The organism is Proteiniclasticum ruminis (genome assembly GCF_900115135.1).
GTDB classification, from domain to species: domain Bacteria; phylum Bacillota; class Clostridia; order Clostridiales; family Clostridiaceae; genus Proteiniclasticum; species Proteiniclasticum ruminis_A.
Genome location: NZ_FOVK01000002.1, coordinates 362,839 through 388,646, shown reverse-complemented (window position 1 = coordinate 388,646; position 25,808 = coordinate 362,839). Strand labels below are relative to the sequence as shown.

General features: G+C 41.8%; 15 protein-coding genes and 2 pseudogenes. 2 read left to right on the top strand and 15 right to left on the bottom strand.

Features of this window, described 5'->3' with window-relative positions; all coding sequences use genetic code 11:
• Positions 1 to 90 precede the first annotated feature (90 nt).
• From wecB to BM243_RS15485, 14 genes are all read right to left on the bottom strand, one after another.
• Positions 91 to 1,215 carry a non-hydrolyzing UDP-N-acetylglucosamine 2-epimerase gene (gene wecB, locus BM243_RS06300; protein WP_074911482.1) on the bottom strand — a complete coding sequence of 375 codons (1,125 nt, stop codon included), beginning with the start codon at positions 1,213 to 1,215 and terminating at the stop codon, positions 91 to 93.
• 3 nt (positions 1,216 to 1,218) lie between these two features.
• Positions 1,219 to 2,328, bottom strand: a complete 1,110-nt coding sequence (locus tag BM243_RS06295; RefSeq protein WP_074911480.1) for a capsular polysaccharide biosynthesis protein CapF — start codon at positions 2,326 to 2,328, stop codon at positions 1,219 to 1,221.
• Complete coding sequence (locus BM243_RS06290; RefSeq protein WP_074911478.1) at positions 2,328 to 3,347, bottom strand: polysaccharide biosynthesis protein; 1,020 nt, start codon at positions 3,345 to 3,347, stop codon at positions 2,328 to 2,330. Before BM243_RS06290 ends, BM243_RS06295 begins: the two co-directional genes overlap by 1 nt.
• Before the next feature lie 15 nt (positions 3,348 to 3,362).
• A complete protein-coding gene (locus tag BM243_RS06285; protein WP_074911476.1) occupies positions 3,363 to 4,577 on the bottom strand; it encodes a glycosyltransferase family 4 protein in 1,215 nt (404 codons plus the stop codon).
• A gap of 53 nt (positions 4,578 to 4,630) precedes the next feature.
• Positions 4,631 to 5,269: an acetyltransferase gene (locus BM243_RS06280; RefSeq protein ID WP_074911475.1), complete on the bottom strand. Its 639-nt coding sequence runs from the start codon at positions 5,267 to 5,269 to the stop codon at positions 4,631 to 4,633.
• Positions 5,270 to 5,273: 4 nt separating this feature from the next.
• Positions 5,274 to 5,933 carry a sugar transferase gene (locus BM243_RS06275; protein ID WP_074911473.1) on the bottom strand — a complete coding sequence of 220 codons (660 nt, stop codon included), beginning with the start codon at positions 5,931 to 5,933 and terminating at the stop codon, positions 5,274 to 5,276.
• Positions 5,934 to 5,950: 17 nt separating this feature from the next.
• Positions 5,951 to 7,075 (bottom strand): DegT/DnrJ/EryC1/StrS family aminotransferase, encoded by a 1,125-nt coding sequence (locus BM243_RS06270; RefSeq protein WP_074911471.1) that lies wholly within the window; start codon positions 7,073 to 7,075, stop codon positions 5,951 to 5,953.
• A gap of 20 nt (positions 7,076 to 7,095) precedes the next feature.
• Positions 7,096 to 7,935 carry a 3-hydroxyacyl-CoA dehydrogenase family protein gene (locus BM243_RS06265; RefSeq protein ID WP_074911469.1) on the bottom strand — a complete coding sequence of 280 codons (840 nt, stop codon included), beginning with the start codon at positions 7,933 to 7,935 and terminating at the stop codon, positions 7,096 to 7,098.
• Positions 7,936 to 8,395: 460 nt separating this feature from the next.
• Complete coding sequence (locus BM243_RS06260) at positions 8,396 to 8,620, bottom strand: type II secretion system protein (RefSeq protein WP_074911468.1); 225 nt, start codon at positions 8,618 to 8,620, stop codon at positions 8,396 to 8,398.
• Positions 8,621 to 8,669: 49 nt separating this feature from the next.
• Positions 8,670 to 10,538 (bottom strand): nucleoside-diphosphate sugar epimerase/dehydratase, encoded by a 1,869-nt coding sequence (locus tag BM243_RS06255; RefSeq protein WP_242943518.1) that lies wholly within the window; start codon positions 10,536 to 10,538, stop codon positions 8,670 to 8,672.
• 29 nt (positions 10,539 to 10,567) lie between these two features.
• Positions 10,568 to 11,254, bottom strand: coding sequence for a YveK family protein (locus tag BM243_RS06250; RefSeq protein ID WP_074911466.1), 687 nt, complete (start codon positions 11,252 to 11,254; stop codon positions 10,568 to 10,570).
• A gap of 664 nt (positions 11,255 to 11,918) precedes the next feature.
• On the bottom strand, positions 11,919 to 17,225 hold the full coding sequence (locus BM243_RS06245; protein ID WP_074911465.1) for a DUF7507 domain-containing protein: 5,307 nt from the start codon (positions 17,223 to 17,225) through the stop codon (positions 11,919 to 11,921).
• A gap of 150 nt (positions 17,226 to 17,375) precedes the next feature.
• Positions 17,376 to 18,830, bottom strand: a complete 1,455-nt coding sequence (locus tag BM243_RS06240; protein ID WP_074911463.1) for an AcpB/EbpR/MafR family transcriptional regulator — start codon at positions 18,828 to 18,830, stop codon at positions 17,376 to 17,378.
• Positions 18,831 to 19,317: 487 nt separating this feature from the next.
• Positions 19,318 to 19,440 carry a hypothetical protein gene (locus tag BM243_RS15485; protein WP_278335443.1) on the bottom strand — a complete coding sequence of 41 codons (123 nt, stop codon included), beginning with the start codon at positions 19,438 to 19,440 and terminating at the stop codon, positions 19,318 to 19,320.
• Between the two features lie 955 nt (positions 19,441 to 20,395).
• Here BM243_RS15485 and BM243_RS15555 point away from each other — a divergent pair.
• A pseudogene (locus BM243_RS15555) lies at positions 20,396 to 21,748 on the top strand (hypothetical protein); the annotation flags it as partial.
• Positions 21,746 to 22,598: pseudogene (locus BM243_RS15550) on the top strand (M15 family metallopeptidase); the annotation flags it as partial. The pseudogenes BM243_RS15555 and BM243_RS15550, both read left to right, overlap by 3 nt.
• Positions 22,599 to 22,960: 362 nt before the next feature.
• Here the strand turns inward: BM243_RS15550 and BM243_RS06230 are convergent.
• Positions 22,961 to 25,678: an Ig-like domain-containing protein gene (locus tag BM243_RS06230; protein WP_074911459.1), complete on the bottom strand. Its 2,718-nt coding sequence runs from the start codon at positions 25,676 to 25,678 to the stop codon at positions 22,961 to 22,963.
• Between the last annotated feature and the right edge of the window lie 130 nt (positions 25,679 to 25,808).

The window sequence follows — 25,808 nt, the reverse complement described above, 5'->3', positions numbered from 1 at the left end:
TTTCTAATATAATTTAGATTCAAAATTTTGTTTTATCTTTCTATTTATGGCTTCGAGTTACACAAAGTTAATGATTTATCCCCTTTATATTTACTCCCCCCAAACAACCCTATTCACATAATCTGTATAAGACAGAATAATTCTTAGCACTTTATCCGACACATTTGGCATGCTATAATCTGCTACCAACCTCAAAGTATCTTTTTCTTGTGTTTCCAGTATTCCTAGTCCTTGAAGAATTCTCTCTTTCTTAAGTCCCACCATCATAACTGATGCTTCTTCCATAGCCTCAGGTCTTTCATGTGCTTGTCTTATATTAAGTGCTCTAAATCCTAAAATGGAAGACTCTTCACTTATAGTTCCGCTATCACTTAAAACGGCCTTAGCATACTTTTGAAGTTTTACGTAGTCATTGAAACCAAGTGGTTTCATTGTCTTCACCAGTGGATTGAACTCAATTCCTTTTGATTCAATCATCTTTCTAGTTCTTGGATGTGTACTCACGATCAAAGGCATCTGATATTTTTCTGCAATCGCATTCAGACTATCTACTAAATCCATGAAATTCTGTTCAGAGCTAATATTCTCTTCCCTATGTGCAGAAATTAAAAAGTATTTCTCTGTTTGAAGTCCTAATCTTTCATGTACATCTGATTTCTCAATGTCTTCTTTTCTAGAATTAAGAACCTCAAACATTGGACTGCCAGTTTTGATTACTCTATCTGCAGGAAGGCCTTCTCTTAAAAGATACTCTCTAGCAATATCGCTATAGGTTAAATTGATGTCTGCTGTATGATCTACAATTTTTCTATTTGTCTCTTCTGGAACTCTTTGATCGAAGCATCTATTCCCAGCTTCCATATGGAAGATAGGAATATGTCTTCTCTTCGCTGCTATTGCACAAAGGCAACTATTCGTATCTCCAAGTACAAGAAATGCATCAGGCTTAACTTCTTCAAGGATTGGATCAATCTTTACTAGAATATTCCCTATTGTTTCTACTGCTGTTCCAGTTGCAGCATTCAGAAAATAATCCGGTTTCTTTAACTTAAAGTCACTGAAAAATACTTCATTCAACTCATAGTCATAATTCTGCCCCGTATGAACAAGAACATGGTCTATTGCTTCAGTTTCATCTAATTTATTAATAACAGCTGACAGCCTAATTATTTCTGGTCTAGTCCCAACTACTGTCATGACTTTTAATCTCTTCATCAGTTATACCTCCAAATAATAAGTATCAGGCTTCTCAGGGTCAAATGACTCATTGGCCCACATTATAGTGACCATTTCCGCATCGCCAAGATTTTCTATATTGTGTGTATAGCCTGTTGGTATATCAACCACTTCCATCTTATCTCCACTCACAAAATACTCTATGACTTCTTCTGAATCTATTTTTCTGAACCGAATTACACCTTTACCACTGACTACTAAAAACTTCTCGTTCTTGGTGTGATGCCAGTGATTGCCCTTTGTAATCCCAGGTTTAGAAATATTAACTGAAACTTGGCCTCGATCAGGAGTTTTTATAAACTCCGTAAATGATCCTCTCTGATCCACGTTCATCTTTAAATCATAACTAAACTGATTTTCTGGTAAGTAACTTAGATATGTACTGTAGAGCTTCTTTGTAAATGCATCCGACATGTTCGGCACTGACCTATCTTCTCTAGTTTTCTTGAATGAGTAAATCAAATCTACTATTTCACCAAGCGTTATAGTATGTACGATAGGAACTTCACAGAAGGAATCCTCTTTGTCTTGTTCACCTGATAAAGCATTAATCAGCTCGTTAACAACATCATCTATATAAACAAGGTTCATTACTACGCTTGGATCATTCACTTTAATAGGTAAGTCATGAGCAACATTCTGACAGAAAGTAGCCACGGCACTGTTATAATTGGGTCTACTCCATTTACCAAACACATTTGGAAATCTGTAAACAAGAACTTTAGATCCAGTTTCTTTGCCGTAAGCAAATATGAGATCTTCTCCTGCCTTCTTACTTTCACCATAAGGATTGTCTAGCTCAGCTTGAATGGAAGATGAAATCATCACCGGGCAGGTGTTATTATGTTTCTTAAGCAAATTTAATAGCTCTGAGGTAAACCCAAAGTTCCCCTCCATAAATTCAGATTGTTCTTTTGGTCGATTTACCCCTGCAAGATGAAATACAAAGTCAGCTTCTTTACAAAATTCATCAAGTAAAGAAGGATCTGTATCTCTATCATATTCGAAAATATCATTGTCATTTCTATTTTTCAGTTCCGCTATCAAATTTTTTCCTATGAAGCCCTTTGCCCCTGTGACTAAAATCTTCATTATCTATCCCAACTTTCCAATTGTTCTCTTACATAATCAAGCTGAAGTAACTTCTCTTTAATCTGCTCTATATTTAGCCTTTCTGTGTTATGAGAGTTGTACTCATCTTCTGATGAGAGCTTTTGATCTCCTTCAACAAAATACTTATCATAGTTTAAATCTCTTTTATCAGCAGGCACTCTATAGAATCCACCCATGTCTTTTGCTACAACATGCTCTTCTTTCGTCAGAAGTGTTTCATAGAGCTTTTCTCCATGACGAGTACCAATTACTTTGATTTCATTATCTGCTTTGAAAAGTTCCTTAACAGCTTGAGCTAAATCTCCAATAGTTGATGCTGGAGATTTCTGAACCATAATATCTCCTGCTTCAGCATTCTGAAATGCAAATACAACAAGCTCTACTGCTTCTTCAAGACTCATCAAGAATCTAGTCATATTAGGATCAGTTACTGTTAGTGACTGTCCACTCTTAATCTGATCAATAAATAACGGAATTACAGAACCTCTAGATGCCATTACATTCCCATATCTTGTCCCGCAAATAAGTGTTCTATCAGTATCAACAGTCTTTGCTTTAGCTACAAATACTTTCTCCATCATCGCTTTTGAAATTCCCATTGCATTAATCGGATAGGCTGCCTTATCTGTAGAAAGACAAATAACTTTCTTCACACCCATCTCAATAGCTACAGAAAGTACATTGTCAGTTCCTAATACATTAGTTTTAACTGCCTCTAGCGGAAAGAACTCGCAAGAAGGTACTTGCTTTAGAGCTGCAGCATGAAAAATATAATCTACTCCATGCATCGCGTTCTTAACGCTTGCTAAGTCTCTTACATCTCCTATGTAAAACTTTAGTTTGTCATTTTTATATAGTTTTCTCATATCATCTTGTTTCTTCTCATCACGAGAGAAAATTCGGATTTCCTTGATATCTGTATCTAAGAATCGCTTCATTACTGCATTCCCAAATGAGCCTGTACCACCTGTGATTAGTAAAGTCTTTCCATTAAACATTTGATTCCCTCTCTTCTATTTTTTGAAATGTTTCATTATAATCTCGTATGAGTGTTTTGCTGTATAATTATGTTCTAGATAAAGTCTAGCATTTCTGCCTAAACCTTTTCGTAATTCTTCATTACATAGCTTATTAACTAATTGATTGAATCCTTTTAGATCTGCGCTTTCACACCAATAGCCAAAGTTTCCGTCCTCTATCACTTTCCCAATATCAGTATTTATGTCAGTAGCCGCTAAAACAGGCATTGAAGCCTGCATATATGAAAGAAGTCTAGATGGGAAGTTTGGTATACTAAACCTTTTATCTAAAAATATTAAGCCTACATCACAAGAATTTGCCAACAGTTCGTAATCATTTCTTGGCAATTGGTTCCTCAACATAGCATTCTTTGGCTTTTCTCTTTCAAAGAATGACTGCAGCTTACCAAACTCAGTTCCTGAACCAACAATGAGAAAATATGATTTCTCATTACTTTCATTAGCTTTTATACAATCAGTCAGAAAATCTATCCCTTGTGGCTTCCCTAAGTTACCACCATAAATAAAAATAGCCCTATCAAGCGGCAAATTATATTTCTCTCTAATTTCCTTTTTTTCGTGTTCAGAAATAAACACTGCTATTGGTTCAATGCTATTTGGACATACTTCTACGACATCGTTAGATATTGATTGATTCTGTCTTAAAAGGAACTCAACATTTGCATTCGACATGCATCCTATATAGTCAGAAATTTTGTATAATCTCTTTTCTTTACTTCTAAAAGCTTTATATATTAAGCCCTTAATACCTGAAGTCTTAAGCAGACCCAAATCTACTGCATTCTGAGGAAATATATCCTTTAGGAGTAAATACGTTTTAGCTTGATCTCTATATTTTACAAACTCAACAGCCTTTTGTAGTGTGATTGGTGGAGTTGAGTATAAAACCAAATCAAATTTAACATCATTAAAGTACTTTTGTATTCCTGACTTGAACTTTGACTCAAGCGATAATGTCGAGATTCCTTTTTCTACTAGATTTGCTTTTTGTGTATTTCCAATTTGAAGTTTTAATATTTTAACTTTGCCATTATCAATCAAACGTGTAGGCTCATTTTTTCTTTTTTCTGTAGGAGAAATGATATATAAGTCGTGATCATCTTTAACAAATTCACGCATTAAGTCCGTATATATTCCATTCTCTTCAATTGTTGAAAAATCTAGTAGGGTTAGAAATAATACGTTCATTTGTTTACTCTCCTAATTCAAAATTTTGTGATGTAAATGTCATTTATTCTTATCTACTCATGAAACTTAATTGGTTTAGCAGGCGAACCAACAGCAGTACAATTTGCTGGCAAATCTTTTACTACTATAGCTCCTGCACCAACAACGGTGTTTCTTCCAATGTTTACACCTTGGATAACAGCTGATCCTGTTCCAATGCTTACACATTCTTCTATTTTAACAAAACCCGATATATTAACGCTTGGAAGAACTGTTGAATAATCACCAATATTAGCATCATGACCGATTGTACAATCTAGATTAATAATGACATGCTTACCAATTTCTATATTTACTGTAATAATGTTTCCCGCACAAATTATTGCCCCTTCGCCGAAATTCACACTTTCTGAATATATTACGCTTGGATGGATTAATACAGGATATTGATTTTTACTTCCATCTAATTTTTCAATAATTTTCTTTTTAATAATGGGGTCCCCAACGGCATTAACCACATACAACTCTTGTTCTTTTAACCAATCAATATTTCCAACAACTTTATATCCGTTAACTTCATTTCCTTGAATCTCTTGATTATCATCAACAAATCCAACGATGTTCCATTCCATTTTTTTTTTATTAATATCATCAATTAGCCAAGCAACTTCTCTCCCAAAGCCTCCAGCTCCAATTATAACTATATTTTTCATGTTATTAATCCTCCATTCTTTGGGAACCTCTAAAAGCCTCCATTGTAACCGATGTCTCTGAATTAATACCTTCCTTAACAAAAACCTTTATGATGGTTAAAAAAATAATCTTCCAATCACTCATAAAACTCACATTGTCAACATAGTCAACATCTAGATTAAACTTATCTTCCCAACTGATGGCATTACGCCCATTCACTTGAGCATGACCAGAAAGACCTGGTCTCACTTCGTGTCTTCTTCTTTGATGTTCATTGTAAAGTTCAAGATATTGAATCAGTAATGGTCTAGGCCCAACGATACTCATATCTCCTTTAAGGATATTGAAGAGCTCTGGAAGTTCATCCAAAGAAGTAGAACGCAGTATCCTACCAAACTTTTTTAATCTAACACTGTCTGGAAGTAGGTCGCCATTCTCATCCTTCTCATCAGTCATTGTTCTGAACTTATACATCGTAAATATCTTCTCATTAAGCCCAGGTCTTTTCTGCTTAAACAACACGGGACTACCAAGCTTAACTTTAACTAATACAACAACAAATATTAGCACAGGACTTAAAACAATGATAGCCATCAAAGACAAAATGAAGTCCATTGGTCTTTTGAGAAATCTTTTATATATACCTTTATTCACTTTAGCTTCTTCCTTCACTTCACTCTGCATCTATAAGCACCTACTTCTCATTTAGACCACAGTCCCTTTATTATAGAACAAATTCTCTCAAGATCCTCATCTGTCATCTTGGTATCAGATGGCAAGCAAACGCCATTCGCAAATAACTGCTCACTAACATCCGATCCAACATAATCATACTCGGCAAAGAAAGGCTGCATATGCATTGGCTTCCACACAGGTCTTGATTCGATATTCTCTTCCTCTAACGCTTCCATAACCTCTGTTGGACTAACATTACCCTTTAATGTCATAACACTCAGCCAGTAGTTCGGCTCATTCCAGTCATTGATTGGCATGAAGTCTACACCTTCAAGATCACCTAATTCTTTCATATAAAACTCAAAGATATATTTCTTCTTTGCCACTCTCTGTTCCAACACTTTAAGCTGTCCTCTACCAATCCCAGCCACAATATTACTCATGCGGTAATTGAACCCTAATTCGCTATGTTGGTAGTGCCTTGCTGCGTCTCTAGACTGTGTAGACCAGAATCTAACTTTCTTGATTTTTACTTCATCATTAGAAACAAGCATGCCTCCTCCTGATGTGGTGATAATCTTGTTCCCATTAAACGAGAACACACCGAACTCACCAAAAGTTCCAGTATGTTTTCCTTTATAATAAGCACCTAAAGATTCAGCCGCATCTTCAATGACGGTCACATTGTAACTACTGCAAATTCCCATGATCTTATCCATATCAGCAGAAAGACCATATAAATGCACAACTAAAACAGCCTTCACCTTATCACCATACTTCTCGAAGGCTGCTTCTAGTGCTTTAGGATCCATATTCCAAGTTTCATAATCACTGTCGATAAAGACAGGAGTTGCGTTCTGATAGATAATCGGATTGGCTGTTGCAGAAAAAGTAAGGGTTGGACAAAATACGATATCACCTTCACCAACGCCAGCTGCTTTAAGAGCTAGATGAATGGCTCCTGTACCAGAAGTCATTGCTGCTGCATGTTTTGAACCTACTTTTGCAGCAAGCTCTTTCTCAAACTCATTTACATTCGGTCCAAGTGGTGCTACCCAGTTTGTATCGAATGCTTCTTGTACATATTGCATTTCATACCCTTCATCGCTCATGTGAGGTGAAGAGAGCCATATTTTTTTATTCTCAGCCATTTTACCGTCATCCCTTTCTATTAATACTTGTAGAAACCTTCTCTTGTTTTTCTGCCTAATTTTTTAGCTCTTACCATTTTTCTTAGTAACGGATGAGCGGTATACTTATCTAATCCAAATTCAGCATGAAGAATATCCATGATGTTCAAACAAACATCTAAACCGATTAAATCTGCTAAGGCCAATGGTCCAATTGGATGATTTGCACCACTTTTCATTGCAGTATCAATATCTTCGATTGTTGCAACACCTTCACTATATATTGAAATCGCTTCATTTATCATTGGTATAAGCATTCTATTTACGATAAACCCTGGTGCTTCTTCCACCAAGACAGGCTTTTTTCCAAGTTCTTTAGAAAGGCTCTGTACAAATTCAATTGTTTCAGTAGATGTAGTCATACCATTAATAATTTCAACTAACTGCATTATCGGTGCAGGGTTGAAGAAATGCATTCCGACAACTTTATCTGGACGTTTCGTTACCAAAGCCAATTCTGTAATAGACAAGGACGATGTATTAGTTGCAAGAATTGCTTCGCTATTAATAAACTTATCCATTTCGATGAATTTAGTTTTCTTAATATCCATGTTCTCAGAGACAGCTTCTATTGCTATATCAACATCATCAGCACTCTTTATTGAGTCTACTATTTCAATATTATTTATAAATTTGTTTTTATTTTCTTCTGTTAGCTTTCCTTTTGTAACCAACTTTTCAAATCCATTTTCTATATTTTTTAGTGCTCGTTTAGAACTTTCAATATTTGGATTGAATAATAATACCTTGTGGTTATTCTGAGCAAAGATTTGACTAATTCCCTTTCCCATAGTTCCCGTTCCATAAACTAAAACTCTCAAATGATATCCTCCCAATAATATGATTTTATTTCATGTGCCTTATTAGGCATTGTAATTCTCTGATTTATATGACTAGATGATATAACTTGTAATCTTCTTTTGAAATGTACATTTTATTTTCTGTTGAAATCATTGATATCACTGCCATGAAGCTTCTTTATCCTTTCACCATACTCACGTCGCGCCCGATTATGCATAAAGGATGTATTTTGCGCAACATATGGTAACCAAATATTTTTACCCACAACATATGGTGGTTTTCATGCTTTTGTGATAATCACGTCATGTAATTAATCCAATCACTTCAGTAAATATGGAACATCATCTTCATCTATGTCATGCATACTAAAAAGCAAATTTTGAAATGCAATACTTATTGTACCATGACTAGGACAGATATTTCCTCCCTCTTCCAGTATAAATCCTGCTAAAAGTGTTTCGTTGTGCTCTTCTCTAGTTGCTACAAGATGACTCTCATTTTTTTAATAAGCTGTGTCCGATTATACTGACAAACACGTTCTCTTGCATTTGCCAAGATATCAGTCCCCTTAAGAGAAGCAAAGGCAAGAAGAATCGCAAGGAGCCCCATGACCGCAAGGAGCTCAAGGAGCGTAAATCCCTTTTCACTCCTTGAGCGCTTATTCCTGTATTTTCCTAGTTTCTTCATCAGATACTTCTTCTTCACAAAACCACTCCTGTAATCAAAGTGAGCATACTCTATGATGAAAATGAGTTTACCTCAAATCCGGTGTGTAGGTCTTTACGATGGAACCCACAAGCTCCTTCACCATCTTTGAAGACACTTCCTCATCATGAATTTTCTCCTTCAGCATCATCAAAGTTTCCTTCAGAGTCTCTTTATCAAATCCATTGGGTCTTCCGATATAGATGAGTTCATTGGGTGTCTTCTCCAGTCCTTCCTCCGCCATGAGAAGCTCCTCATAAAGCTTCTCCCCGGGACGAAGACCTGTCACTTTTATCTCAATATCCTCATGGGGCTCATACCCGGAAAGACGAATGAGATTTTCCGCCAGATCATAAATCCTCACAGGATCTCCCATATCCAGTACAAAGATCTCCCCTCCCTGGGCGTAAGACCCAGCCTGTAAAACCAGTTGCACCGCTTCCGGAATGGTCATGAAGTATCTCACAATATCCTTATGGGTTAAGGTCACAGGACCGCCGTTCTTAATCTGCTCCTTAAATAGAGGAATCACAGACCCATTGGATCCTAATACATTTCCAAACCGCACCGCCACAAACTCTGTCTTTTCCGCATCCGCATCCAGGGTCTGAACAATCATCTCACAGAGCCTCTTGGAAGCCCCCATGATGTTCGTAGGGTTCACAGCCTTATCTGTAGAAATAAGAATGAACTTCTCTGTGCCAAAGTTTCTGGCAGCTAGTGCCACATTCAGCGTACCAAAGACATTATTTTTGATGGCTTCCTCGGGGCTGGTCTCCATGAGAGGCACATGCTTATGAGCCGCTGCATGGAACACCGTCTCCGGCTTCTCTGCTTTAAAAATCCTGTCGATCTTCTTCTGATCCCTAACAGACGCTATGAGCGTCAGAAGGTGCATCTCCGGATACTTTCTCTTCAGCTCGTTTTCAATGGCATAGGCGTTGTTCTCATAGATGTCCAGGATGATGAGCTTCTTCGGCTGAAGGGCTGCAATCTGTCTGCAGAGCTCGCTGCCGATGGAGCCTCCGCCCCCTGTGACCATCACCGTCTTTCCTTTGATATACTCAGAGATCTTTTCATTATTGAGCTTGATCTCTTTTCTCCCCAGAAGATCTGAAATCTCCACATCACGGATGGAGGAAATGTTGATCCCTTTATCCACCATCTCATAAATACCAGGCAGAGTCTTCAGCCTGGCCTTAGTTGTCTTTGCAATATCCAGCACCCGTCTTCGGTCTTCATGAGAAAGACTCGGAATGGCAAAGAGGATCTCATCTACCTCTAATTTTTCCACAAGAACTGGAATCTCCTTGGCCTTGCCAAGAACCTTATACCCTGCAATCCTTGACCCTTGCTTGAACTCAGAGTCATCCACAAGGCCCACCACTTCCATAAGAAGCTCACGGTGGTTTCTGATCTCCTTGATAATCATAGCTGCCGCCTGGCCCGCTCCAATGATAAGGACCTTCTTCAGACCCGGATGCTCATCCCCCTTTCTGGGAAGTTTCTCCAGAAGAAGTCTTCTGTAGATTCTAAAGTACATTCTCACCGCCAAGGTCCCCGTGAGAGCCATGATGGAACCCATAATGATGACAGAGATGGAAATGAGACCATTAAAAAGAAGGATGCTCAGAAGATTCACCGTAAGCCCAGAAATGACATTGGCCATGACCACATTCCGGTAGTCATAATACCCTGCCACGGTCCAAAGACTCTGATAGAGGCCGAAGGCATAGAATATGAGAACATATGAAAGTGGAATCACTATCCCATAAAATGAAAAGGTGCCCTGATCAATCAGAGGCACGCGAAATTCATGAAGCAGCATATTAGCCATGACAAAGGAAAAGAAGATGAGAAGAACATCCGCCAGGAGGATGAAGATTCTCTTATATTTTCTGTATTTCAGTAGCATCATTATCAATTCATCTCCATCACTAGTCTAGATTACGCCTGCATATCCTCAGAGAAAGGAATGGCTGCAAGAAGAGGAAGGTTCAGTTCATTTGTAATAAAGTCCGGATCCTTCACGGTCTTATCCATGAACTCCATAAGGAACACTAAGAATACGGACAGCATGAGGCCCAGTACAAAACCAATGGCCAGGTTCATCTGAAGATTCGGGGACGAAGGCCCCGCTGGCACATTGGCAGGATCGAGAATCTGCACAATGTCAGTTCCTCTTAGTTCTCTAGACACCACCTTCAGACTTCTTGCCATCTGGTTGGCCACTTTATACGCCAGCTCTCTGTCTGTAGAAGTGACGCTTAGATTCAGAAACTGTGTGTTTCCTTTTGGGGATGTACTGATCATTCCTTGGAACTGCCCTACGGTGAGATCCAGATCCAGGTTCTTAATGACATCCTCAGAAACAGTTCTGGATTTGGCAATCTCCGCATAGGTGTCCACCAGCTTCTGGTACATGTTGATGTCATTGATGGTTTCTGAAACAGAATTTCCGTCTCTCTCATCACTGATAAATACAGAAACGGTGCTTTTATACTCCGGCTCGATGAAGAAAAAAGTGACAATGCCTGCCAGCATGGTGACAAGGACCGTTAACACAATAATGAGTCCCATCTTCTTTCTAATCATCTGCCACAATTTACTCAAATCTATGGTTTCTTCATTCATATACTGTACTTACTCCTCTACGATCTAAAATTTAAAAATCTAACTACATTTCTCGAATATTAATTATAGCATAATTTGCCATGGTTATTGCAGTTTTTATATTACATAGTTCGCAAGCTGCACCCTAAAACTTTAATTGTTACTTTATTGTAACCTAATAATTCCGTAGATACTGCGAAGGCAAGTGGATTCTCTTGATCTATTTTCGGATTTTATAATAGAATACAACTTCCACAAGGCATAACTACTCTCGAAATTGCAGTACTACAATAATTCGACAAATCCTTACCAATAACGAATCATTTTTATAGTTTTGTCTATTTTTGCATCTCTGAAGCTTCTAAACTTGAAAAAACACTCTCCTGGCGTAGAACTGAACTGAACACGAACTGGACCTTTTACGCCAAAAAACCTCCGGAAGGATTCTCCATGACGGAACCTTCCAGAGGTTTTCATTGCTCTTTTTTCATCTTTTTATTCAGTTATCATCTGCATCTTGTACTATGGTCTTCCTATGTCACCTTCTTTTGTCGTCTAAAGACTTGGAATACTATGGATCATTTTTCTTTACGAAGTTCTGTCATCACCTGAAGTTTATATCTAGAGAAGACCCTTTAATATTGATACTCTCTGCACTGTACTGCTTCATTTCCAGATTACTATCTTACCATGGCCTGGCTCCTCTTCTTTCTCTCTTCCTCCTCTCAGACTTTAGAAGAAGTGAACCAAAATATCCTCCCCCACCAAGTAAGAGAATCAGTCCCAGAAGGGGCCAGTACTCTTTGGCGGACCCAGTGGACGGTAAAGTAGAAACTTCCTCCTGTTCTCCGATCTCTCCCTGCTCCTTTTTCAGAGTGACCTTGTCAGAGGCAAAAAGCTTTTCGCCTTTTGGATCCTCTCCAGTGACTTCCGCATAGTTTATAAGTTCTTTTGCCTCAAGATCTTCCTCCGTCACCTTGTAGCTGGCCGTTAGGCGAAGTGACTGCCCAGGCAGAAGGGTTACTTCTCCATTTTTCACGTCCTCTGTCAGCACTTCTCCACCTTCCGTCAGTTGAGACACCGTCACATCATAAAGATTTGGCAAGTGATCTGCCAGGAGCACCTTTTTTATAGTCACTGCTCCTTGGTTTTTCGCCTCTACCGTGAATCGGATCTCTTCCCCAAGATGGTCGAACTTTGTTTTATCCGACGTCTTCCTTATTGTGAGGTACGGTACCCCTTCTGCCGTTAAAACCGCTGTACTTTTTGCTTCCAGCTTTTCCCCTTGGGGGTCCAACGCTGTAGCCACCGCTTCATTTACGAGAATTCCAGCATCCACATCCTTTTGAGTGACTAAGTATGAAGCCTTTGCCTTGAGCACCTCTCCTGGAAGAAGGGAAAGACCTTTCAGGTTTTCTATAGGATGTTCATCCACTTGTATGTCAAAAAGCTCTGACAATCCTTGAAGACCATCCACAATCCTAAGATCCTTTAGGGTTCTCTCCCCGGTATTCTTTAAGGTAAAGGTATAGGTGAGAAGATCTCCAGCCAGAAGTTCTTTCCGGTCCACAGTCTTCTCGAAAGAGAGACTGGAGGTTCCCGTCCCTTTTATGGTAAGCTCCGCCTCATCCGCGACCTTATCATTCTCCTCTTCTGGTTCAAGCGCTCCTGGGTCATGCCGATACGCCGTGGCCACGGCGCGGTTTAGGATTTCCCCTTGATCCGCATCCTTTTGAGTCACCCGATAGCTGGCTTTCATGATAAGGGCTTCCCCGGGAAGAAGCATAACCTCCCCATTGACCGGAGAAGACCCAAGGGTCTCCCCCTCCTTATTTCTAAGAGTAAAGGACACATCAAAAAGATCCGGGAGAAGATCTTCAATCTCCACCCCATAGAGAGTCACATTGCCCGTGTTTTCTGCAACGAGGGTAAAGTGCAGCACCTCTTCTTTCTCCTTGAAGGAGGACTCCTCAGAGGTTTTCGTTAGGGTGATTTCCGGCAGAAGCTCTCCCTCTACCCGGACCTTCGCCTCTTTTTTCAGCTCCTTCCCTTCCTTGTCATAAGCTGCAGCCTCCGCATGATTTAGGACAAATCCCCGGTCCACATCCTTTTGGGTCACCTCATAAGAAGCCTCCGCCGTAAGGGTACTTCCTGGAGAGAGCACAAGGCCTTCCAGAGAATCCACCGGCTCTTCATCTGCTTTATAGTTTTTTAGATCACTGATTCCTTCCAGGGCATCGGTGATTTTTACTCCACGAAGCGAAACCGTTCCGGTGTTTTTTAGAGAAAAACTGTATAAAAGGGTATTTCCCAGCACCAGCTGTCCTTCTTTCAAGCTCTTCGTAAAGGCCATGTCAGAAAGAACACCCAGGAATCCGGCATTTTTTCGTGCCTTGAGATTTTCCCGGTTTAAGGGAAAGGCTTTGGTACTGCCATCTGGCTCCAGATGGGATCCAAGATTTTCTTCCTCTTTAAGCGTAGTGATTTCATAGCCCTCCGGTGTCTTCACCCGAATCTTGTAGGTGCCTTCTCTAAAGACATCCAGATGATAGTACCCCTTCTCATCGGTCCGTGTTGTCACAGGGTTTCCATCAGGGTCTAACACAGGATTTCCCTTTTCATCCGTCAGCTCCACAATATAGTCAGAAAACACCCCTTCTTCTTCCTGAAAAACTCCATCGCCATCTTCTTCATTGAAAAGATAGCCATCCACCTCATAGCGGTACAGCGCCGTGGACACGGCGTTGGTTTCAAAGAAATTCTTTGTGTTCACCGTGCCCATAAAGGAGTTTGTGGCCACCATGCCGGTTTTAAGGTCAGTATCCAGAGGCACCTCATAAGGCACATAGAAGCTCACCTTCTGTCCTGTTTTGAGAACCCCTTGTGTCAGGACAATCTTCACCGCCTTCACCGCGCTGTAGTCTGAAACCTCAAGGCTCCAGTGATCCCCGGCGTAGTAGGCTTCCAGATCCTTTAAAGGCGAGGTGCTGGAATAGTATGCTGTAAACTTTGAAGGCACTGTCACCGGCCCCGTCAAGGACACTGGAAACTGGGATCCCCGGGGGATGGGATTTCCTTCCCGGTCCGGAACCCCCATTTCATCTCCTACATGAGGAAGCACATCGAGAAAGCCCAGGGTGGAGATGTCCACAATGGAGTTGTTGTAGACCTGGAGTTCATAGACCCCTTCTGTCCCCAGCTCGTTTCCTCCCGTAGATGGCGGCAGAAGGTACAGATCATCCAGGGAACCCTTCACTTTCTTCGTGAGAATCAGCTCTTTTGGAGGAATAAAACGAAACGCGTTCTGTGTACTGGAAAACAGTTCCTCCACATTCCCGTCGCCATCGATATCATACTGGTCCTTCTTTGCATTCAAAGGAAAGATCTTGTCATTGTTCGTCCAAGTGAGCCAGGCGCTGTTGGTGTTCGTCCCTTCCGCAGCGTACTTCGTCACCTTCACCCGGTAATAAAGATTGAATAAAGCAAGATTTCCAAACCCTTCATAAGGGATCCCTTCCACCGGTCGGAGAAAGGACCAGATCAGTGCCGTGAGTCCTGTCCCTTTATAATTGTAGACAACTTCAGGCACCGTATCGATGTAATCTCTTCGGGGCAAATGGTAATGATAATAAACAGAGCCGCTGCCTGGCACATACTCTATTCCAGGAGGCAGAAGATCCACAATCTTTTCTCCCTGAAACTCATCCCCCGGCAGAATCTTCCCGCTGCCAGACATCCATCCAGTTAAGGTAAACTGCACCTCTTCTCCCATAAAATAGGAAATGGAAGAACTGGTCCTTGTTTTAGAAAGATAGACCTGAGGTTTGTAAGGTATCAGCTCATAAAAGCTGCTGGACAGGGCGCTGAGTTCTCCTCCTACCCCCTTATAGGCACCTTTTACCTCCATATAGTTGTAGAGGTAATTTTCCACAGCCTTATCAGAGTACTTCACGGATGCTGGATCTTTAAACGTCACATAGGTTCTCATGGTAAAAGAACTATTAAAAGGCAGCACGCCCCCTGCCTGGCTCCTTAAGATGATCTCCTCGGTCTCTTCAGGCACATCCCGCACATAGGCTGCATCTTTCACGCTGATGTCCCTGTCAAGAAGGGTCTCCACCCCTTGCGCATCCTTTACTACGACTTCCAGAAGACCCTCATAGGCAAGACTCCTTGGAATCTCCACCCGGGTGAACTTCATTCTTTCATCCAGACCATAGTCTCTGATGGTGAAGTTTTCCAGAGGAAGCTCCATCTCCGTATTGTTTACCGTCAGATTGAATCCATACACTTTGGATTTCTCTCTGAGATCATCTATGATCTGGAGAGGATGCATTCTGTTTTTGGAAACGGTGAATTTACGCACCGTTGTGTTCAATCGAAACTTTATGTCGTCCTCCCTTATGAGTAGACTTTCCTCTTCTGTTTTATCAAGAGGCACCGCACTAAGCTTGGCTTTATTTACAAAATCCGTATTCACAGGCTGTGAAGGAAAACGAAGTTTCAAGACCGGCGAATTATAAAGCACACCAAAATAGCTAAGCAAAGAATTCCCCACTCCTGTGAACACCGCTTCTCTGGTGACCTCATCATAGACCCATCCCAGATTTGCCTCTTTGTCAAAAACCGCCCCTTCAGGTACATAATCGGTGATGGTGTAGCTGCTGTAGTTTCTTCCACCCGTATTGGAAGATGGGTAGGTAGTGCCTGGCTTTGGCACAATCTGATAGATAAAGCTCACATAGGTGCCTGTCTTTGATGAAATGAGACTTGGATCCGCCTCATCAGAAACACCCGCAAATACACTCACCCCATCAGTGGAAGTGTAGTAGGATCCTGCGCGGATGGACTTTTGCAAATTAGGCTTATAAACCGCATAAGACACAGAAAGACTGGCAGTTTTCACCACCTGGTCCGGTCCTTGCTTCAGCACCCCTTCCACAGGCAGCACGTAGCCATCTGGTGTATTGCCGTTATGGGTGGTGACGGAGAAAGGAACCCGCAGCGTCATGCCTCCCGTGAGGGAGGTGAGCTTATAGGTGATGAGAAAATCCTCTTCCACGACGGAAATGACTTTGGAGTCCTGGGCAGAAAGATCCGATGCTTTCAGGGACTGGACATATTTTTTCGGAATCCGAAGAACCAGCTCTGGAGAATCAATGCCTTCTGTGATGGCACTAAGATCCACATCCAGATAAAAGAAGACCTCTTCTCCCGTGAAGTAGACTACCTTGTCTTTGATATGGGTAGACAGCTCCAGCCGCACGTCGGATAACGGATTGTCCGCTCCCGCTGTTGGCATCTCCTCTGAAAGGGGCTCCTCCGTAGAAGACTCTTCTTCAGTAGGTGCTGCCAAGATGCCTTCAAGGCTTTCTTCCATCTTTTCCTCTTCTACCGCCTCTTTTACTACACCCTCCTCCAGTACCAGCTCTAAAGAAGGATCCTCAGGGACTGGTTTCCCCTCAAAGACTTCCAGGTTCACCTGCCCAAAGACCTCCCCGGAGAGAGGTACCGGCACCACATAGCTGCCAGGCTTCATCTCGGAAGACAGGCTTACCTTGACACTAAAAACCCCAAAAGAGGGCTTCTCTTTTTCTCCTCCCCCGGATCTATTCATGGATAAGGAGAGGGTCCCATCCTTCTTCACATACACTGTCCCTAAAGAAGTGTTGTCCTCCCCTTCTATTACAACAGGAACTTCCTGATCTTCCTCTATGAGAAAAGGTGCTGGAATTCTTCCAAGAGGCTGTGGCTGTCCTTCTTCCACAAAGTTCACCCCTTCTTTTTCCAGGACTTCATACATAAGGAAAAACGGTTCTTCTTTGAAGACTTTGGTTACAGCCTCTCCAGATTCCGTGGTGGCCATGACGGAAAGGATCGACAACGCACTTTCATTTTCCGCTTGGACCACTTTGGTTTCTTTCACAAAAAACTGAAGGAGCACCAGGATCATCAGTAGATAGGCAGTGATTCTTCTATACTTTTTATTCATTGTTTTCCTCCTTCGGCAGCAGCCAGGCTACGGCGCTGTGACTTCTTTTTTGTGGCAACGCCTGAAAACCGCTCTCTTTTATCAATCTTTTCTTTTTAAAGGATTTCTCTTTTCCTTTTAATGGATGGTCCCTGGTTGGCCTTCTTATTTTCAGCTCTCAAAAGAAAGGCCTTCTTTGTCATGGCCGATGACAAAAACCTTTTTGGGGTCTACGGGACCATGGATAGTTTCAGTAGAAATGATGTAGTCATAGCTGTACTTTCTCAGCTGGTGCTCCGTGAGAGCGCAGCCGGTGTAATATACCACCTGGCACACTTCCAGCATGAGTTTCTCCCGAAGATACTTGAGTAGATCCACCCCTTTGGTGATTCTTCTGGGATCATAGACCAGAACGGTGCTGCTTTTCATGACATGGATGAGCTTTTCCATGATGTCTCCACAGTACTTCAGAAGAAGATAAAAGAAATCACGGACTTTCCCATCGCTGAAGCGTGCACCAATGATCTCGCAAAGACACCGGAAATGATGACTCACCAACCGATAAATCTCCGGCATCCCTTCCTTGTAATAGTCCACCATGCAGTAATCCGCCTCGGAAAAGAGAATCTTTGGTAAAAGCTCCGGGTTTTGGGGTTCCAGCTGCTGGAAATAAAGACATTCCAGCACATAGTCAAAGAAGCAGTCATCTTTTTTCACCTGACACTTCAGCGCTTCACTGATGTCTTCCATGAGCTGATTCAGCTGGCCGTAGGCTCTGTAAAAAGTGCCGCTGTCTCTCTGCACCCGGAAAAACCACTCTTTAAACACCAGCTCCCGCCAGGAGGAAAAGATGGTGGCATAGACCTTCTCCTCGTCCTGAAAGGTGCATAGAAGCCTCTCTTTGGCACTGGCCACAATGTCCTCCACAAGCTTTGACTCCTCGCAAAGCTCTCCAATCTTCTCCCAGTCTATACTGTATCCTCTTCTTTCACGCTCCAGCGCCACCGCCAGCTTCACATGATTCTCGAAGGAGATCACCACCCGGGAGTCTGAATCCAAGAAGTCCCCTAACCTTTGCAGAGGCTTCTCCACCTCTTCCATCCGGTCCAGTTCAAAGGGCCACTCCAAAGAAGAGTATTCCTCGAGAAAATACCTTGTATAAAACCTGCGGATGAGAACTTCAGGCCCCAGGACCCGCACCGCATCTTCTGTGGAAAGCCCCAGCCCGTAAGGGAGGAGTTTCTTCTTAAGAAGCCTTATGAGCCGGTCTATGGTGGATTTACTGAGCAGGAACCGCTCCACAAGAACTTCTATAGTCAGGTTCTCTTCAAAAAACACCGTTTCCAGGATCTGTAAGCCTATGGCACTTTTAAAGAGTTTTCTTCTGAAATAATCCATACCCACATGGGAGGGCAACTGAAGGCGCGTCCCTTTCGGACTGGTGCAAAGGCTTCCGCCAAGATTCTCCACCTCTTCTCTCAGCTCTTTCAAATACTCCACCACGCTCCGTAAAGAACCGCCACTGGCTTCTGACAGCTGTTCCAGTGTCACAGCCTGATTCTTATAGAAAAGCGTTTCTATGATGATTAATTTTTTCCGTTCTTTGTTTGGTACAAATGATTCCAATTATGTAACCTCCTCTTTTCTCAGCGGCCCAGGTACCTGCCTGCCGCTTCCTTTATCTTTCGATCTTTCGACTTCTCCCCTTGGTGATCTTCCCTAAAAAATCCATGGACATCTGCACGCAGGTCTTTGTCCATGGACCAGGGAGGGCATACCGCACATCATAAAACAGAGCGCAAAAAATAAAGCGCTGTAGAAGACAAGAATGCGCTGTATGATGTACTTATATTTTTATGTGATCTTTTTAGAGTAGGATCAGGATAGAAACATCCTTCTAAAGAAGCTGCATAGGGACTCAGTGGGATCTGAGACATACAAGGCAGCTGAAGTAAAAGATTGTGGATTCAATGATCTGAGTACTGTAGTTTCTGCACTTCACTCTGAAGTGTTCTACTTATGAAAATCTTCACCCTTTCTCTTCACTTTTTTTCACTCCTCACATTTCATTTTCGACAAATCTTTGTAATGATTCTTATATTGTAACTTTTAGTTAGCAACAGTATACTATTTCTAAAAAAGATATTCCACCCTTTTTAGGAAGAATCTCTAAACCATTTTCTGCAATATTCCTTGCATTTTTTAATTCCCATCCACCCTCTATACTTTTCTTCATCCATCCAAAACTCTTGCTTATCATACTTATTTTGATTTAAAAAGCGAAGTGTACGGAGTCTATAATTTCAAACATGAATGTATAACCATATTGGTGTATTTCCTGCATATTTACGATATAGCACATGTAAAATATTGCAGAAACTAATTTTTATAATAGATTCATTATAATTAATTTGACTTTTTCTTAATTTTTATTAATATTCCAATCCATTTCTTATACAGTTATCCAGATATTACCATACTGTTATGAAAGGAAGTGAAACCTGTATAGCTCCTTTTGTAACCAAAGTAATCATCTCTCTTCTGCTTGATTGCAATGAATCGTATCTTGATGAGCAAAAAAGTAGCATGATAAATAGAGACATTTCCTTCACCGGAAAAGGGAACTCTTCCTAAAAGACTCTTCCTTTCAGAAAATTACAGTAACATTCTTATGCTTCGTAGAGATGGTTGATACTTTATACAAGTCTTCGATGAACAAAAGCAGTTTATAGAGCATTCCATTGAATCTTTACACCCTTCAGCAGTGACTCCTGATGGTACTATGCATAAATCTTACTCATGCATTCTGCTTGTTACTTCAATAACTTAAATTCAAAAGTATATCCTAAAATTTTTACCTATAGAGGTATCCACTAGTAAAAACTCCGAAGCATCTTCCGATGTATCAACGCTTACTTTCATAATCATCTGATAGATCTTTCATCATGTTTGAAGAACCAATCATAATAAAAAATGATCTTCATTCCACTTTCACCCATCGGCTTTTCACCATTTATTCTCCAGGTCAATCGACTATTGTTCGGATTATTATTGCACTTCGAAACCAAATTTTACTCCTATAGAAACATCTTTAATAAATACTTGATTTGTATCTAGACATTTTCGTTTTATAAAATATAATTATATATAAAGTATTATACTTTTAGTAACGCAATAGAAAGAGGTGCTTGATGATACGAATAAATCGCAAACACACAGAAAAAAGTCAGATTCTAGGAACACTAAGAACTCTCCTTCTTGCAGCGGCAGTCTCCCTAGGCATCTTTGGAGTGGCCCTCCCCGCCTTGGCAGATGAGGCGCCCGTGAAAGAACCGCCTGCTTCCTCAGACAGCATGGAAAGCGATAACGAAGCCCAAGGACTGGAAGCAGCTGAAAGCTGGTCCCTCTCATACCAAGTGCATATGGAAGCTCATGGAGACTCTTCCTTTTTTTCCGCAGGCCAGGTAGCAGGTCTTCCAGGAAAAGGATACCGTATGGAAAGTCTACTCATCGAAGAATCTGAGGATCTCGGCATCAGATATGGTGTCCATGTACAGAACATTGGCTGGCAGTCCGAAAGAGTCCAGGGCACTCCTGCCGGAACCAAAGGCCAGGCTTTGAGAATTGAGGCCTTATGGATCGATATGGATGATGAAGTCAAAAAGACGCACAGCCTCATTTATCGGGTTTATGTTGAAGGAACCGGTTGGCTTCCCTATAGTAAAAATGGAGAACGAACTGGATCAGAAGGACTATCATCAAGAATTGAAGCCATAGACATCCAGCTGGTTTCTAATGAGTCCCTGCACAACTACCATATGCAGAACATCCTCCTTCAAAATAAAACCATCATCGGAGAAGCCCATGTTCAGAACATGGGTTGGATCAGCCAAAACTCTTCGAACATATTTGGCACCACCGGAAAAGGTCTCCGTTTGGAAGCCATTCGATGGAATGAAATCCCTTCAGAACTTCAGCTTAGTCATGATACACACATCTCACAGATCGGATGGACCGGCTTTAAAGACAGTTCAAATATTGCAGGAACTGTAGGAAGAAGCCTTGCCATGGAAGCCATAAAGCTACAGCTGACAGGACCTCAAAAAGAGTATTATGATGTCTATTACAGAGTTCATGTCGAAAAAATCGGATGGCTGGACTGGGCAAAAAACGCAGAAGTTTCTGGAACAACAGGCTATGGGCTAAAGATTGAAGCATTGGAAATCAGGATTCTTCCAAAAAACAGAAAACCATCAAAAGAAACCCATCTCCCCTCTAAAATCATTCTCGAGGAGATTCAAGTAAACTATAAAGCCCACATACAAAACCACGGATGGCTTTCCCCTGTCTCCAATGGAGAAACTGCTGGCTTTACCAACTCATCTCTCCGGCTGGAAGCCATGCAAATCACACAAACAACAAATCCTTTTGTTCATCTGGAATACAGAAGCTATTCAGAAGATCTTGGATGGGGACAATATGTCCATTCAAGCGCTGAATCAGGCAGTATTGGTCTTGGGAAAAAGCTGGAAGCCATAGAAATGAGACTTTCAGGTCTTCTCAGCAGCCACTATGAAGTATACTATCGATTACATCAGTCTGGATCAGGATGGCTGGACTGGGCATCCAGTACTCACCCCACCGGAATCATTGGTGTTGATACCAGTTTTGATGCAGTGGAAGTGACACTTCTCCCAAGAACAACCCCTTTTACAGGAAATATTGGAAACCCCTTCACAGAAAACTATCAGGCAAAACCCGGACTGATCTACTACACTACTCAGGCATTAGGACTTTATACTGACAAGAGTATTTCAAATAAGATCCTGGACATTCCCAGTTCAACCTACCTCATCGGAGTGGAGGACGGCGAGTTCTTAAAAACAGAGCATCAAGGCATCACCGGTTATGTCCATAAAGCTTCTCTGTCGAGACATACCGTCACCCTATATAAAAATGTGATTCTAGTCAATAAAAAGCACAGCTTGCCCAGTTCCTTCAATCCCGGTATCAATGCAGATGCCAATGCGGCCTTAAGCAGAATGGCAGCGGCCGCTGCCAAAGAAGGAATATACCTGCAAACAATCTCAGCATACAGAAGTTACCAGTATCAGCACGACCTCTTTAACCGCTATGTCAGGTCCCACGGCCGGGCCGAAGCGGAAAGATTCTCCATGCGAGCAGGTCACAGCGAGCATCAGACAGGTCAGGCCTTTGATCTAGGGAAGCGTGGTGGAGGATCTGCCCTCTCTCAATCCTTCGGAAGAACTCCAGAAGGACTTTGGCTTGCGAAGAACGCTCCCTACTACGGCTTTGTGCTGAGATATCCCGAAGGGAAAGAACACATCACTGGAATTAAATATGAGCCTTGGCATTTTCGTTACGTAGGCTCGGAACTGGCTGTAAAAATCACAAACAGCGGCAAAACCATGGATGAGTTTTTCCAGGCGGTTGCACCAACGTACTGATTGATGTAGAACTGAAATATTGCTCCACCAGACTTTAAACTCTCCGTCATGACGGGGAGTTTTTTCTCTTCTCATCTTCTTCCTGCCCTTCTATCATTGGCTTTCCGCTGTAAAAGCTCTGCAGTACAAAAACCTGTCTCTTTAAAACGAAAATTTCACCCCCTACTATCGAACAGCACTGAAAAACCATAGAAACGATAACCCTAGTTCATGATTCAAATAGAAAAAAGGAGAAGGAACTCTTTTAACGAGCATCCTTCTCCATAATACTGTGGCATATTTATATTTTTATCCTCTAACCCGAAAAGCACCCGCAGTGCTTCCAGGCGCAGGGGCACCTTTCGGAACCACCTGTATCTCTATACCTTCCAGCCGGTAGGCGTACCCTGCAGTTCCTGAATCCTCGCCATTCTTCGCCCATCCCATCCATCCGATGTTCTGCGCATGAACTCGGTAATAGATGTCATAGGACTCCGAAACCTCTCCAGTCAGTCTGATTCTGATGGCTTCCAGCCGCAGACCTTGACCCGAGGTACCACTGAGCGCCCCATCCTTCACTGGATCTAGCCATCCTTTGTTCTGCACATGGGTTGTATACTCAATAGAACCTTCTGGAAGCTGTTCTCCAAGAGAAATGGTAATGGCTTCTAAACGAAGAGATTGACCACTGGTACCACTCATGGCACCATCAAAGACACTGGACTGCCAGCCTTGATTTTGAACATGTGTCTGGTAGGTGACCTTCCATTCATTTTTCTTGCTCGCATATGCGGGAGAAGCCCCATATGGAGGATCCATTCCTTTTTGAACCACTAAGATCTCTATGCCTTCCAAACGGTATGCACAGCCGGATGTGCCAGCAGGCTCACCATTTCTTGCCCAGCCCATCCAGCCCATATTCTCTGCATGAACACGATAATAAATATCATACAAAGCTGCGTTTTCTCCAGTAAGCTCCAGCTTAATCGCTTCAAGTCTCAGGGATTTACCGCTGGTTCCACTCATCACACCATCTGCGACGTAATCCTGCCATCCCAAATTCTGAACATGGGTGGTATATTTCACCCCAAGCTTTTCTTTACCCCGAAGCATTATTTCAATTCCTTCAAGCCTCAAGGACTCTCCTGTGGTCCCACTCATCTGTCCGTTCTCCTTAAAACCTTGCCATCCATAATTCTGGACATGAGTTCTATAAGAAACCGTGGGGATATTCTTGATTTCCACAGTAATGCTGATGGAAACACCGCCACTACTGATCTGAATCGGTTGGGCTGCATTGGGAATGCTGCTTTGAAAGCCTGAATAGGTCAGCTCATTGGACTGAAAAATCCGGGTGCTTCCATCTTCAAAAGTACCTCTCACACTGAGACCCTCCATCTGAAGTGGCTGTCCCAACGTATAGGACATTTTATCCGGAAGTTTCAGTACCTCCATTTTAATCAGCTTCGTCTGCACAGTTACCTGTACCTTATCAAAGAAATCACCATCATTACTGACTGCATAAACCTCAGCGCTGCCTACTGAGCCTCCATAGAGCATACCATCACGGACCTCCACCACCTGGGGATTTGTACTGATATAGGTAAGCTGTTTATTTGACGCATCATATGGTGATACGGAAACACTTAGTTTCTTCGACTCTTTGGGCATCAACGTAATACGGTCTTCTTGGACTGAAACCCCAGTAACTTTCCTGATCGCGGGAACTGAGATTCTTCGTATCTGCTCTTCTTCATAAAGCACATAAGAAAATGAAGCTTCTTCCTTTAGAAAACCCCAGATTTTCGTATGAGCCGCTGGAAAACTCACTTCTTTTCTAAAGAGGGTTCCATTCGGCATAACGGATGCAATTCCGCCTTCGATAAGAAAATAGAGTCTTCCGCCTAGGGCATAGATGGATCGGCTGGCTCCAGAGAACTGAGGCATGGATGCTCCGTTAGCCCTTGTTAAATCATAAAGATTTGCGATGGGTGTTTTCACATCATTTTGAGCGCTATATTTGTACAGAACCCGATCACTGCCCATGAAATAATACTGGTCTGCAATACGGGCAAAGGGTTCATTAAAAAACTCCCAACTGTAGTGGTCGTATTTCGTACTGGTTGCCTTGACTGGTGAGTACCAGCCTTCATGCTGCCTGGTCAATATTTCCGCATCACTTAGCAGAAAAAACATGTGCCTTGCATATCCAAGACGGTCTGCAACCGGATCATTCCATGTCACATCCACATGATAGTACTCCCCATCAATCTGAACCATATTCCACGCATGATTCATGGATTCACTCACCACGTATTCAGCAGGAACCCCGAAGACTTCCCGGAGCAGATAATTGTACGCCAAGCTGTACCCCTGACAGACCGCAGATTTTTCCACCAAGGCTCCATAGGCGGTATATACGTGATACTCATGATCTGGGGACTGTAGAGCTTCCATCGCATAGGAGATGTTTGTTGCCAAATAATCATTTACAATAAGTGCAATTTCCAAATCACTCATCCACGGCTTCACAAGCCCTCTTACCTTCTCCACTTCTCTGGAAAAAGCTGCATTCATACTCTGAACCTCTTCCTTTGTATGAATGTAAACAGGATAAACATCTCTGACATAACCACCTGAAACACTGTATCGGAATCCAGTTTTTACATAATATAGATCGCCTGAGTTGTAAAGAACTCTGAAATAATTGTCCTTCATCTCCTCCACAGTCATCTTATATGCTGAAATATTCATGCTGGTTTGAAAGTTTCTTATCCCTGTTCTAACTACATCCGCAAAATCTTCTGAGTAACTGTCTCTTACGAAAGAAGTGCTCAATCCATCATTCTGAACACTATAATATGAAATACCCGATACAGGATCAGGTTCCATAATTTCTATGGGAATCCGATTCACTTTTTCTGCAGTTATTTCTGTACCAGAGGCTAAATAATCGGATGAGGCAACGTTCAACAATATCAGTGAGCATCCCAGCGCCAATAAAACTTTTCGAATCAACTGTTTCATACAACAACTCCTATGTGATCTTCATATTTACTTAATTTCTTCATTTCACCAAAAGTCCTCGAACCCCGTCAGAAATAATTATATCAATATCACTGCAGGGACAACAGCGTTTTTTTAAACAGAATCAAGG